Source organism: Psychrosphaera aestuarii (assembly GCF_017948405.1).
Classification (GTDB): Bacteria; Pseudomonadota; Gammaproteobacteria; order Enterobacterales; family Alteromonadaceae; genus Psychrosphaera; species Psychrosphaera aestuarii.
This window is the reverse complement of record NZ_CP072844.1, coordinates 2,801,888-2,815,794: the sequence shown is the minus strand read 5'-3', so window position 1 is coordinate 2,815,794 and position 13,907 is coordinate 2,801,888. Positions and strand designations below refer to the sequence as shown.

The window sequence follows — 13,907 nt, the reverse complement described above, 5'->3', positions numbered from 1 at the left end:
GTGCTAATTAAAGTGAACTGTATTTTTCACGAAGGCGCTGACGAACAAACTCAGCAATCGTGTTAAATACAAAGGTAAAAATGAATAAAACAAAGGCTGCCAAAAACAATATTCTGTAGTGCGAGCTACCCACTTCAGACTCTGGCATTTCTACTGCTATATTGGCGGATAAGGTGCGCATGCCTTGGAATATACTCCAATCCATAATAGGAGTATTACCGGTAGCCATTAATACAATCATCGTTTCGCCTACTGCACGACCTAGACCCATCATTACAGCAGAAAAGATACCTGGACTGGCAGTAAGCAACACTACTTTAACAAGGGTTTGCCACTGTGTTGCTCCAAGCGCTAACGAACCGCTAGAAAGCGTTTTTGGTACACTAAATACCGCATCCTCAGCAATTGAGAAGATAGTAGGGATTACCGCAAAGCCCATGGCAATACCAACGATAAGCGAGTTGCGTTGGTCAAATGTAATACCTAGCTCATTGGTAATGTATAAACGAGTATTACCGTCGAACAGCCACTCTTCAACGAATGGGCTCATTTCAAAAGAAAAATAACCTACAAGCGCAACAATAGGTATGAGTAAAATAGAGTCCCAACCAGCTGGCATTCTATTCCTTACCGATTGAGGGATATTGTGCCAAGCGAATGCTGTAAGAAAGATAGCAACCGGCAATAGAATAATTAAAAGAACCACACCAGGTAACTTGTCTTCAATAATAGGAGCTAGCCATAAACCAGCCAAAAATCCTAAAATTACGGTAGGTAACGCTTCCATAATTTCAACAGTAGGCTTAACCACTTTACGTACACTTGGGGCCATAAAATAGGCAGTATAGATAGCGGCTGCTAATCCAATCGGTACAGCAAACAACATGGCATACATCGCCGCTTTTAATGTACCAAATGATATTGGAATTAAGCTGAATTTAGACTCAAAGTCGTCACTGGCAGAAGAAGACTGCCACACGTAGTCAGGTTCAGAATAACCTTCATACCAAACTTCTTGCCATAATCCTGACCATGTCACCTCAGGGTGTTCATTTTCTACATTAAGGACGCTAATTTTATCATTAGATAAAACGACAAAAGCGTTTGAACGAGGCGAAAAAGACACATCTATGACGTCGTTAACAGGAAGTTTACCTTGCCATAAATCCGCTTCTGATGTGGTATGAAATAAGTTTGCTTCACCTTCAGAGTTAGTCGCAATGAACGTTCTGCGGTAGAACTCAGGATAAATATTTTTAATCGCTTTGTTAGCAGAAGGTACATCAATCTTAAAGTCACGAACCATGACAAAGTCACGTCCGGCATCACCATTAATTTCAAACCATTGTGTTAGTAAGCCATCCTTGTAACCTAATATTAATGAGTTGGCACTTGCTAACAATTCGGCACTTGTTAAGCTTTGGTTTTTTCTACTGATATTTTTTGTATAAAGTAGCTCTACATCAGACCCGACGCGACTATTTGCTACATATAGTTCATGTTTAGTTAAAATAAAGATCCTGCTGGTATCTGGTGATATAAGTAAGTGTTCTACTTTGCCTTCAACAAAATCTAAATCTGATTGCTCTAATAGCCACTCAACTTCTTCGGTGAACATATTTTCTTCACCTTCATATCGAGCAAATCTAACAGAACCATTTTGTAGTTGATACAGTACAGCGACAACGCCTTCTTCTTCTGCAAAAGAAAACTTGTCTACGGTATAACCTTCGTCGTCAAACAACTCAGGTAGAGGTTCTGTGCCCAAAGGCATTTGAACAACAGGAGTAAGTGAGCGAGTGTTGTTCTTAAAATCGACTTTAAAAAAAGGCTTAATGATTGTGAGTTGAGCGTCATCATTAATAAACCCATATAAACCTTTATGTGGAGCGCTTTTTGAATACGCTGTTATGTTGCCAGGGATAGATGTTTGTATTGAATCTAATTGATTGTCTGTTTGACCACTTTGAACGTTAAAAAAGTCTACCGTACCATCATTAGTGATTGCGTATGCAATTTCGGTCTGTTCTTCAATGCCGATAGCAAAATATGACTGCTGAAGTGTAACTTGGGTGTTTCTTGGCTCAACATGTGCTGAGTCAAATACCGGCTTCACAACATATAGTAAATAAAAGAAGATCAGCAATAGCGCGCATAGCACTAAAATGCCGCCTGTCATTACACCGTATTTGGCTAATTGATCCTTTAGCTTTCGAGTTGATTCTGTCTTCAACACCAGTTTTGTCGATTCAGACATAAATAAATACCTACCCTTTATCAGATGGCAAAGATTATATTTCATTATTGTTACAATATTGTGACACTTGCCTAACACTAACAAAGGTATTCAGAAGTAAAAAGGTGACGTTAATTTCTAAAACAGGTACTGGATAAATTATCAATAATTGTTAATACTAGTTTAATACAACATTAACGGAGCATGCTTAATGCAGCACTTAGTATTAACGGTTATTGGCGCCGATAAGACAGGCCTTGTAAAAGCACTGTCTGAAACGCTCAATCAGAACGAAGCAAATTGGTTAGCGAGTAACTTATCACATCTTAGCGGTTACTTTGCGGGCGTAATAGAAGTCGCGGTAGTAGAAGCGAATATCCAAAAATTGACTCAGGACTTAGCGAATATCGAAGGCCTAACGATTTCGATTCATAGATCCAATGACGTTGAAGTTTTGTCACAACAAGAATTAGAGTTTGTTATAACAGGCAATGATAGACGCGGTATTGTTCAGGAGCTTTCCTCTGTTATTAGTCACAAAGGAGCCAATATTATGAGCTTTGTTTCAACTCACCAGAGTGCTCCAAACTGGGGAGGCGAGTTGTTTCATGCCGTTGCTAAAGTTGTATTACCGCCAGGTATGAGTCCAGATGTTATCGTGGATGCTTTAGAGCAAATAGCAACAGATATAATTGTTGATATTGAATTAGAGAAAGCTAGCTAAGGCTTTGTGTTTGATACGAGTCATTTTAGTCCGTATTTTTGCAAAACAAACTTAAATAAAAAAGCCAACTAAGATATTGATCAATAGTTGGCTTTTCTAATTTCAGTAACGTTCTGATTTCAACAACGTTACTATATTCAGTAATATTAATTTAACAAAAGCTGCTTTATTTGTGCCTTTAATACATCAATCGCAATTCTGTTTTTACCGCCATTAGTTACAATCAAATCCGCTACTTGCTTAGATGGAGCGATAAACGCCTGATACATTGGTCGCACCGTTGTTAAGTATTGTTTAATAACGGAATCGAAGCTACGAGCTCTTTGTTTTATGTCACGCTCTAAACGTCTGACTAAACAGATTTCAGGAGGTGTATCCATAAACACTTTTATATCAAACTCACCGTACAATTCAGGGTGTGTTAGCAACATAATGCCTTCAATTAAAATAACTTGAGCCGGTTGAACTGGCGTTGTTTCTTTTAATCGGGTATGTGTTTTATAACAATACTGAGGCATTTCAATTGCTTTACCAGCCTTCAGATCGCGAAGGTGTTCAATCAGTAAGTCGTGCTCAAATGCTTCTGGATGGTCATAATTGGTTTTTTCACGAACCGACATTTCCAGGTGATCTTGGTTACGGTAATACGCATCTTCAGATATAAATGAGATTTGATCAGAGCCAAGCTCTTGTGCCAATTCTTCAAATATAGTGGCTGTTAATAATGTCTTTCCAGATGCTGAAGCACCTGTAATTGCTAATATTGTGGTTTTCAAAGGAGTCTCTTCTCTTGCTACTTTGCCGAATTCAATTGAATAAATAATTTTTTGGCAATATCCGTATTGTCTTGTTGACCTGCAAAAATCTGGCTATTTACGCCAGTTGCAAATACCTGAACATCACCAGCGGAGTGACCACCAGTAGTCCAACCAGTCAGAGTTGTGTCGTTAATAATAGCTTTTATTTCACGAGTCATCTTCTCTTTTTTTAACTTACTGTGAAGAGCAGCTTGAATTTTTGACACTTGAGCGTCTGATAACTCAAAATCAACATGTTTTGCCCAAGTAGACTGCACTTCACTTGCGGAGGCATCCTTGTCTAAACCCAAAAACGTCGGGATTATAACAGCTAATGATGATTTTATTTGTCTAACTTTGTCAGTTTTCCAGTCATATGTGCCATTTGCACCAATACTTAGACCACCAGTTGAATGGTCGGCAGTAATTATTAGTAACGTGTCGCCATGTTTTTCGGTAAATGCTTTAGCATATTTAATCGCTTCGGAAAAATCATGTAATTCGCCAATCGCACAACTAATATCATTGGCATGTGCACACCAGTCGATTTGGCTTCCTTCAATCATGGCAAAAAATCCCTTTTCAGAACTGTTAGTAGCTAACAGCTCTAATGCAACCTTGGTCATTGCCGTAACACGGTTTGGTAACTCTTTGTTATCAATGGCAAAAGGTAACCCAACTGGTGCAAATAGTCCCAGTGCTGGTAACGAGTTTAACTTAGATAAATCTTCTAATTTATCAATGTAGTTATAACCGATAGATTTAAATTCATTAACGATATTTCTGTCATCGCGAATAAAAAATGAAGTGCCACCACCTAACATCAAGTCAGCTTTTGGTTTGCCATTAATTTTTTCGTCTATGTATGCGTTCGCAATTTCATTGTAGTTTTTACGTGACTCATTATGTGCCATAAAACTAGCAGGTGTTGCATGATTTATTTGTGAAGATGAAACAATTGCTGTTGTTTTACCTAACTGCTTTGCACGTTCTAATAACGTAAGTACTGGTTTTTTGTTTACGTCAACGCCTATTGCACCGTTGTAAGATTTTATACCTGAACTCAACGCGGTAGCTGATGCAGCAGAGTCAGTGACATAAGTATTGTCGTCTGGATAGGTGGCAGCGGTTCCAACTAGAAGCTCGTCAAAAACCGTTCGTTCTACTACTTTTGTTGATTTGTTGTCAGAGAAATAACGATATGAAGTGGTATGCGCAACACCCATACCATCACCGATCATAAAAATAATGTTTTTTGGCTGATTGACGTTTGCAGCAGCAAAACAAGAAGTTAGCGTAAGACTAACGGCGGCTATTTTAAACAACGTAGTGAAAACATGATTCTTCAAAAGGATTCTCCAACTATTTACTTATTATAAATACAAAAATGCCCACCTATAAAATAGGTAGGCATTTTACATCAGCGTTTAATTATAAATTAAAAGCTATATTTAACACCAACTTTTACTGTCCAAGATGAACGTTCAGCTTCGAAGTTATCGTAGTTGTTAGTGTTAACACCACCAAAACGATCTCTTAACTGGTACTGGTTACCAACAGTTTCTAAGTCAAATAAGTTCTGCTGTGGGAAGTTCATGTTATAAATCTTGCCCCAATCATCATTTAACATATTCGCAAAGTTATCAATGATGAAGTAAAGCTGACCTTTATGACCTTCTGCAAAACCAGGTAATTGTTGAGTAATTGTTAAGTCCATGTTTGTTGTCCATGGTTGGTTACCAACATACTTAGGAATTACGCCACCTGCGTATTGAGTTACACCAGCTGCTTCCATAAGAGCATATGTTTCTTCGTAGCTTACACGAGAGAAGTCAAAGTTTGCATCGTCTGGACCAGTTGGTAATTCAGGTAAGTATGTACCAGCACGGTAGAAGCGTGATTGGTCACCAAAGTCTCTGTCGTTGAACAGACCTAATGTCCAAGAGAATGGACGACCTGACTTACGCTCGTAGAATAAGTTGAAAGATGTTTCATATCCTTCAAAGATTTCTGTGTCATAACCTAAGTTAAGAATAAAGCGGTGCTCAACTTCGTAGAATGCACGACCCATTTCCGGAACGTTACGGTTAGTTGTAACTTCATACTGGAAGTTAGACGTTGCTGTTGAGCTTGTGCCAGGGTTAACTTCATCAATGTTTTGATTTGTGTATGACATGTTTACATTAATACCGTTATCCCAACGCTTGTTTAGAGCAGTTGTTAAGATGCGGCTGTAACCACCTTTGTCGATATTTGTTAACTGTAGGTCGTAACGGTCACGGTTGTCCCAACGGTTTTCATATACGATACGTTCGTTACCGATACGCTCACCAGAGTCTACACGAGCTTCGTCTATCCAGTATGCTGCGTTTTCACGCTCAACAAATGTGAACTCTGTAAACCACTGGAAGTTGTCGCCTAGTACAGGAACATCAAATCTGTAGTCAGCAGACACTTGGTAACGCCAATCTGATGGAGTTTCAAAACCTTTTGCGATTGTGTTTGTATTACCGTTTCCTGGCACTAAAGAGTCTTGTAGTGTTTGTGGTACTTGGTCAAACATAACTTGCGAAGGATCTGCAATTACTGCGTTCTGTGCAGCTTCTGTTGAAGAAATCAGCGTAACACCGTCATTTGTATAGGCGTTAGAAATCCAAACTAAAGGCATACCACCTGCGAAACGACCTACACCACCACGAACGGTTAAATCGTCGCTTACTGTCCACTCAAGACCAATACGTGGCAAGAAGATATCTGACCCGTCTAGGTTTTCTTGGTTATCAACACCGTATTCTGCTAGGTAGTTTTGGTTTAATGTTGGCTCATCTTTAACTGATAGGCGCTCATAACGAATACCTGCAGTTAACAATACGTCATCCATAATTTCAGTATTTAGCTCACCGTATAGTGAGTATTGTGTAGACTCTACTGAAAACGCAAGGTCTTGCATATCGTTTGTATAAGCATTGTCATACGCAATTGACGAAGGAACTTTATTTTCGAAGTCTTCTAGTGAGCTAAAAGTCCAAGTACCTGATGCATGACGAGCATAAAGGTTGTAGTTTTCTACATTTTCAACTTCTAAACCAAACTTATACTCTAAGTCGCCTACTAAGTATAAACCGTGGAAACCAAAGCTTAACGTTTCGTTAGAAAGTTCGTTACCGTGACGGTTTTCATCTTGACCAGCTACAACTGTACCGTTCTCTAAGCGAACGTTGATTTCACCTAAATCTGATGCTGTGTTTGATGCTTGTACGTAATCTTTATAAGCGAAGTTAAATTCAGTTGAAAAGTCTGCAGTCCAATCTGAGAATAAGTGACCAGTTAGAATTTCAGTGTCTGAATCTTGTGACCAAGCGTTAGACGCTAAGTTTACTGTGCTGTCTCTGTTCGTATAGTTACGAGCTGCAGAGTTCTCTTGAGTGCTATATGTTAAATCAGCACGGTGATCATCATTGATGTTCCAGTCTAATTTAACTAGTAATTTTTTGTCGCTGTCAGGCGAAGGAGCCGCGCCATTAGAATCAGAGATACCGTATGTATTTTGAAGTACATCAATTACGCTTTGAACGTCAGCTGTTGTAAGGTTATGTCCAGCTAATGTTGCAGGGTTAAATGTTACAGGTACATCTTTTTCCCATTCTTCATAAGATACAAAGAAGAACAATTCATCTTTAACGATCGCGCCACCTAGAGCTGCACCGAACGTCATTTCTTCGTTCTTTAGGCTTTCTTTATCGAATTCTACTACTTCGTACTCACCGTCACGACGGTTAAATGACTTCTCATCTGTTGCAGAACCGTTGAAAGGTACTTGCTCGTAAAATACAGAACCAGACAGGTCATTTGTACCAGACTTAGTTACAACGTTAATTGTACCGCCTGAGAATTTCGATGCACGTGCATTAAACGGTGCATATTCGATGCTTACTTGGTCAACCGCGTTTAAAGAAACTGGTGGACGCTGAGCTGGGTAACCGTTTGAGTTAAGGCCGAATGTATCGTTAACGCCAACACCATCAACTGTTAGTGAGTTATATTTTGGGTTTGAACCAGCAACACTTAATTGAGTACCAGATGCATCAACAACCGCTAGTGGGTTTGAGCGAACGATATCTTTTAAGTCACGACTAACAGTCGCTGCTTTAGCGATATCGTCAGACGTAAATACAGAGCTTGAACCAGAGTTAGCAAATAATACATTTGCAGAAGCATTAACAGAGATTTTCTCGATGTTATTGCTTGTTTCTAACTTAGCTGAAAGGTCTAAAATGTCATTAAGTTCAAGGTATACATTTTCAAATACTTTACCTTGGAAACCTTCAGAAGCGATAGTTACTAGGTAAGGACCACCAACACGTAAACCACGTGCACGGTATGCGCCTTCGCTGTTTACAGTTACTTCTTTTACGCTACCAGAAGGTACGTGTAAGAAAGTAATAGTTGCGTTAGTAACAGATTGGCCTGCAACAGTTTCAATCGTACCGCGAACGGCAGTAGAAGTTTCTGCTGAGTAAACAGAACCTGCGCTCAGAGCAGCTGTAACTGCTAAAGCTAGGGCGCTATGTTTAATGACATTTTTCATTGTCTTTTCCTGGTTGTTTTGTAGTTAAAGTTAAAGTTGTTAAAAGTTAATTTTTGTTATTTTATTTTTACGCCGTTTTTGCCGACTTTTGCATTCGGGTCAAAAATAGCATTTAGAATTCCTGCCAAACGTATGCCACCTTTCTGTAATTGGCTTTTAACCGTAGGCATATGTTGATAAATATAATCGTATTTGAATTTGGCGTCTTTTACGTCATAAACGTCCGCGCGCAACTTAAACGACTCAACTACCCAATCTCTTGGTTGAGTAGACATATAATTAGACACGACTTTTGTGTCATTTGTATTAACAAATCGAGCGAATTCGGTAAAAGAAAGGTTTTGACTTTCAATTAAGTGAGTATCCCATAGCGAATGTAAGTTCATTTTGTCGCCAAAGAATTCCACTTGAATAGCGTTGCCACCTTTATCTTCCGCACGACCAACATGCAGCGGCATATGAAGATCACCAACTAAGTGAGTAAGGAAGCGAAGATAAAATTCTTTTTCTTGTTGTTTTGAAGAAGGGGAGGTTAGAACGTCGATTGACTTGCGAATTGCGGTATATACATCTTTTACTTCGCCATCATAGGCATCTGGTTTGAAGTCATCTAGAGTATCTAAGCTTATATAATGCCACTTAGATCGTGAACGCCATTTTTTGTCTGGCGAAGAGCGCATTTCGTCTGCCCATGTCGTGACTTCAGGAAGGAGGTCACCACCAAGTAATTTTTCAATGGCTTGTTTAGTTGCTGGTGTCAAATGCCACTCAGCTATTTGGCCAATTACTCTATGTCCATTTTGACCATAAGCTGCAGCATTATTTGAGACCGCTAACAACATTAGAGACAAAAAAGTAGTTGCGACTACCGACGTGAAGTTCTTCATTATTACCGTTTCCATTTTTTTGTAATGTAACTTGAAAATTTACACTGTGCAAATAATGCACAGTTGTGTAAAAAACTTGCGCACATTATGCGGATTTAAATAAGAATAGAAAGGATATATAGTGATTCATAATTACATGTTAATAGTTGTTTAAAATCAATAGCTTAAAATTAATGAGTAAAATTACTTAAAACAATAAGTAAATAAAGATAGAATAAATTGTTCGCACTTAGTGCAGTTGAAGGATTTTATAAACATGCATTTGCTTTTTGCAAAAATACATAAAAGTTGGTACGTCACTGTTATATTATTGGCCTCTACTATTGTTTGGGGCATTGGACAGTTACATCACGACAAACAAGTAAACTCTTTAGTGCCACTTGTAGACCCGTCGTTGGATTGCCAAACAGACTCACAAGGTAATAATAGAACTTTTGTTATTTATAGTGGCGGAGAGTCAAGTTCAACCCTGTTAAATAGTATTGTGTGTGATAACAGTATCATTAATAAACAATTTGGTATGGTCTCTTCATATTGGGGAGTAAGTGATGTAAATACCATTAGTATGTTGGGTAATGGTAAGGCTGACTTAGCATTGGTTAAAGAAAATATAATGTCAGCTTTAAAAGCGGAAGATACTCATGGCTATAAAAAGATAGCTTTTTATCCGAATTATAAAACTTATCTGATTTCTTTAGACGAAAAACCGGTTTTATCAAAAGAATACTTTTTAGATAAAAAAATAGGCCTAGTGGTGTATCCAACAAGCCGTTCTGGGCATATTGTTCCCAAAAAGTTATTTACACAGTTGGGCTTAACTTTCAGTCGCATGAACATAGTGTATGCCAGCACTCACAGCGAATTACGAGAGCTTTTGATAGCAGGTAAAGTTGATATTATTTCTTCGTATTGGCAGGCCGAAGACGAAGTGCAGTTCTCCGAGAATTATATAACTAGCATTGCAGATTCAGTATCAGGGACGGCGTGGTATTTAAGATTGGCAACACAAAATGATGACCTGTTGTGTGCTGCTCAGCAATTTTTAACAGAATTCGCGGCCCAGCAACAGTCTTCGTACTATCAAAAACTAAAACTTACAGATCAAAACTGTCGGGTTATTCAAAATTTATCAAAAGTAATTTTCCAAGCTAATGACTCTCCAGTTAGTAACTATAAAAACGTTGCTCAATTAACGGTTCAACAATCGCTTGAAAATAACAGAGAGATTAGCTTGTGATTAATAAATTATCTGAACAAGTATCTAAGTCGCTTAAGTTACAAGGTATTTTAGCTTTTTTTGTTTCGCTTTTTATTCTTACCCTTGTGCATCAGTTAAGTGTTTTAAACACACATAATGACTATCATTCGCAAATAAAGGCAACAATACTGCAACGAATTGCACTAGATCTCCCTACAATTCCAGTTGAAAAACACTGGTTAAATGAAGCGGGTGATGAACAAGAAGTTAACAATTATATCGCGGCCCTTAATAATTCTATTAATGTTAAGGAGTGGCCCATTCGTGTGACATATATAGGTACTCAAAAACCAACAAACGCAAAGTATGAAATTTTGTCCGCTGTCGAGCAAAGTGTATATGTTACATTCGATCTTAAAGTGCTAGGGTTTTGGCATTCTATTAGTATTATTCCAGTGCTGTTTTCAGCGTTATTAACATGGGTCGTCGTATTTAGGCGTCATGCCAAAGAACAAATGAAACCAGTTGAACAAAGACTTAATGCATCACCTCTGTTACTTACTATAGATTTGAGGAGCAAGTTGTTAATAAATGCACGATCAGGTAAAGAAACTGCGTTATCGAATAAACCGTTATGCTTTTATTGTGCGTTGATTGATTTTTGTATCGCAAATCCAGACTTAAACTTGAATATGAACAAAGACTTACCTGAAGAGTTTTTGATCTTGTCACAAAAGTACTTTTACAGACTAATCGAATTAGGGCATACGATTCGAAAACGTCCAAATTTTGAGAGTAACTTAGATAAAACCTTAAGCGAGATTAGAGCCGCGCTAGAAGACGTCCTTGAACAAGATGTTCAGTCAAAAGAAAAGTTGATACCACCAAAGGCGATTGGTGAAGGCTCTCGCTCAAAACTTCATAACTTTGGGTTGAGTGATATCTCACAAGACATTGTAGAAATTGTTGGCAAGTGATTAATGACGCTGAATTTTAATCTCGAAAACTGATTGCCCCATTTTTACTAAAGGGCCTGATAATAATCAGGCCCTTTCCAATAGATAAATCAAAGTTAAAACTAGTTTCCTTTTTCTAACTCTCTATCTAATTCTTGTTGTGCCTTATAGGCCTTGAACTCTTGATAAAGCACGCTTTCTTGACTCATTGATAGCTTTCTGTCGCTGGCTTCAATTAACCCTTTGAATAACGCATCGGTTTTCTCGGGAGATAAACCAGTTAATACGCACAATTGGTTTTTGCCATTAAAGTTTGCATAACTGGTTTTAATTGGTGTTGCACCAACTAATGCTTGATTCGTGACTTGTTTTGAAACCGATGAGAAGGTTGCACCTACCACTGATTGTCCCTCTACATCTACGCGTTCTTGAAAAGTCTTATCTAATGCTTTAACTCTTGTGCTAATTTGTTGAGCTAGACCTACTCTAGCGAGAGCTATTGCTTGAGCCTTATCAATAGACATATTGCCAGAACTAGACACACATTCTGCGTGAGCGATGCCGTTTTCGATTGACGGGTTTAATACCCAATCAGGAATATTCTCGTTGAGTACTTCAGGTGTTGGTTTTGTGCTACAAGCCGACATAACTGCGACAACAGCTAAAGTTACTGATAATTTAATTGCTGATTTCATTGTTTATTCCTTTTTAACTTAAAATAATATGCGGTACAAACCTACTCAAATCTTGTGTTATAGGCTGACTATCCTCTCGTATTGAAATACCTGCAGACTTGTCATCAACCAGCCAACTGCCTATTAAAGTATGGTTTTTACCAAACCTCGGCAATAAATGTTTCTGTTGATAAATATAGCCTTCTTGTCCATAAGGTCCATCTGACATTAATACTGACTTTGAACCGTCGACAAAACTAATATTAGCGCCTTCTCTGGAAAATAATGGCTTTTTAACTAAACCTATGACGCTATTGCTGTTATTAAGTTCATCTTCAAAAAATGCCGGGAGCAGATTAGGGTGGTGTGGGAAGTGTTTCCACAACATAGGTAACAAAGCTTTGTTTGACAAAACACTTTTCCAAGCTGGCTCTAACCAATTTATATTTGCATTAGAATTAAGGTGGTGGCCAAACTCCTCCTGAAACATAAACTCCCAAGGGTAGAGCTTAAACATCCACGTAATGATTTGATCATTATGATCGGTAAAATCTCCAAGGCTGGTCATTCCAATATCTTCAATGTAAACAAACTGGTTAGGCAGACCGGCTGCAGATGCGCAGTCTTGAAGGTATTGAACGGTTCCTCTGTCTTCCTCGGTGTTTTTACAACAAGAAAAGTGTAAGATTTGAGCTGGATTTTCGAGTAATAATGTTCGAAACCGTTGAATTAGCTTGTCTTGAAGGCTATTAAATTGATCACTATTTCTATGCAAAACAGCGTTGTCGACATTTTGCTCTAGCCATAACCATTGCCAAAATCCGGTTTCGTAGACAGAGGTAGGAGTGTCAGCATTATTCTCATATAACTTAGCAGGAGACTTTCCGTCGTACGCAAAGTCTAACCGTGAATACAAACTTGCTTGATTTGTTAGCCAAGAGTCTCGAACAAACTCCCACTTGTGTTCAGGTATACAAAATCGACTAAGCAGTTCTTCATCGGCGACAACACGATCTACAATATCAAGGCACATTTGATGTATTTCTTCGGTCGGCGCTTCTATATCCTGTTCAATTTGCTTTAAGCTAAATTGATAGTATGCGGTCTCATCCCAGTAAGGTTGGCCAAACATGGTATGAAATTTAAAGCCCATTTCATTTGCTAAGCCTTGCCAGTTTTTTCTTGGAGAAATTGGATGCCGAAACAACGTTAGCCACCCCAGCTTCGAGATCTATTTGTAGATTTTCGCTGATTAATTTTTACTTTTTGTGCTGCGACCTTGCCAAACCCACCACGGGAAACAGTTCGAGAAAATTTAGGTTTTGGTTTAAGTGAGTCGCCTGAAACCTTAAACGCGGACCGTCTCATTGAGCCTAGCGTTTTACCGTCGGCATACATATAGTTGTTGTGAAATTTAGAACCTTTCCGCTTATAGCCAAAAACAGGTGTGTAAGTGCCCCTATATTTTTTCTTTTTATAATCAAATAAGCTATCGGCTATTAGGTAACCCGCCATCAGCGGAAAAAAGAAATTGGTGTCTTGGTCTTGATAACAGCCTTCTGCTCCAAATTCCCATTCACAGTCTTGCTCGTTAAAAAAGCTAGGTCCTGTCCGTTTAGCCTCGGCGAGCGCTTCTTGATAGGCAACCTCACATTGTTGAAAGTCTAAATTGGTATCAGCAATGCAGTCTTCGACAGAATTTGCGACAATAGCGGTATAGTCTGACTCACCGCAGCCCGCGAGGATTAGCGCAGCCAGACTGAGGTATAAAGGCTGTGTAGGATGAAACCATGTATCGCGAGTTGCATGAGGTTTGAGGATACTTTTGCTTCGTTTCATAATGGCGT

At 38.6% G+C, this 13,907-nt stretch carries 11 protein-coding genes; 3 read left to right on the top strand and 8 right to left on the bottom strand.

Annotation, left to right across the window (positions count from 1 at the left end):
• Positions 1–7 precede the first annotated feature (7 nt).
• Complete coding sequence (locus tag J9318_RS12750) at positions 8–2,257, bottom strand: ABC transporter permease subunit (RefSeq protein WP_210560267.1); 2,250 nt, start codon at positions 2,255–2,257, stop codon at positions 8–10.
• Between the two features lie 190 nt (positions 2,258–2,447).
• Here J9318_RS12750 and J9318_RS12745 point away from each other — a divergent pair, with 190 nt between their 5' ends.
• Positions 2,448–2,960, top strand: a complete 513-nt coding sequence (locus tag J9318_RS12745) for a glycine cleavage system transcriptional repressor (protein WP_210560266.1) — start codon at positions 2,448–2,450, stop codon at positions 2,958–2,960.
• A gap of 146 nt (positions 2,961–3,106) precedes the next feature.
• Here J9318_RS12745 and udk read toward each other — a convergent pair whose 3' ends face one another.
• The 4 genes from udk to J9318_RS12725 all read right to left on the bottom strand — a co-directional run bounded on the left by udk (position 3,107) and on the right by J9318_RS12725 (position 9,232).
• A complete protein-coding gene (gene udk, locus J9318_RS12740) occupies positions 3,107–3,736 on the bottom strand; it encodes a uridine kinase (RefSeq protein ID WP_210560265.1) in 630 nt (209 codons plus the stop codon).
• 17 nt (positions 3,737–3,753) lie between these two features.
• Positions 3,754–5,112 carry an alkaline phosphatase gene (locus tag J9318_RS12735; RefSeq protein ID WP_425314338.1) on the bottom strand — a complete coding sequence of 453 codons (1,359 nt, stop codon included), beginning with the start codon at positions 5,110–5,112 and terminating at the stop codon, positions 3,754–3,756.
• A gap of 83 nt (positions 5,113–5,195) precedes the next feature.
• Complete coding sequence (locus J9318_RS12730; RefSeq protein WP_210560264.1) at positions 5,196–8,345, bottom strand: TonB-dependent receptor; 3,150 nt, start codon at positions 8,343–8,345, stop codon at positions 5,196–5,198.
• A gap of 56 nt (positions 8,346–8,401) precedes the next feature.
• The gene (locus J9318_RS12725; RefSeq protein WP_210560263.1) at positions 8,402–9,232 is read right to left on the bottom strand and encodes a S1/P1 nuclease; all 831 of its coding nucleotides are present in this window, start codon (positions 9,230–9,232) and stop codon (positions 8,402–8,404) included.
• Positions 9,233–9,488: 256 nt separating this feature from the next.
• Here J9318_RS12725 and J9318_RS12720 point away from each other — a divergent pair, with 256 nt between their 5' ends.
• Both J9318_RS12720 and J9318_RS12715 read left to right on the top strand, forming a co-directional pair.
• On the top strand, positions 9,489–10,469 hold the full coding sequence (locus J9318_RS12720; protein WP_210560262.1) for a PhnD/SsuA/transferrin family substrate-binding protein: 981 nt from the start codon (positions 9,489–9,491) through the stop codon (positions 10,467–10,469).
• Complete coding sequence (locus J9318_RS12715) at positions 10,466–11,407, top strand: hypothetical protein (protein ID WP_210560261.1); 942 nt, start codon at positions 10,466–10,468, stop codon at positions 11,405–11,407. The genes J9318_RS12720 and J9318_RS12715 overlap by 4 nt, the downstream gene beginning before the upstream one ends.
• A 101-nt stretch (positions 11,408–11,508) precedes the next feature.
• Here J9318_RS12715 and J9318_RS12710 read toward each other — a convergent pair whose 3' ends face one another.
• From J9318_RS12710 to J9318_RS12700, 3 genes are read right to left on the bottom strand one after another with little or no spacing between them, the layout of a single operon-like run.
• The gene (locus tag J9318_RS12710; protein WP_210560260.1) at positions 11,509–12,081 is read right to left on the bottom strand and encodes a hypothetical protein; all 573 of its coding nucleotides are present in this window, start codon (positions 12,079–12,081) and stop codon (positions 11,509–11,511) included.
• A 13-nt stretch (positions 12,082–12,094) separates the two neighbouring features.
• A complete protein-coding gene (locus tag J9318_RS12705) occupies positions 12,095–13,267 on the bottom strand; it encodes a glutathionylspermidine synthase family protein (RefSeq protein ID WP_210560259.1) in 1,173 nt (390 codons plus the stop codon).
• Between the two features lie 2 nt (positions 13,268–13,269).
• On the bottom strand, positions 13,270–13,899 hold the full coding sequence (locus tag J9318_RS12700) for a DUF1190 domain-containing protein (protein WP_210560258.1): 630 nt from the start codon (positions 13,897–13,899) through the stop codon (positions 13,270–13,272).
• Positions 13,900–13,907: the final 8 nt, after the last annotated feature.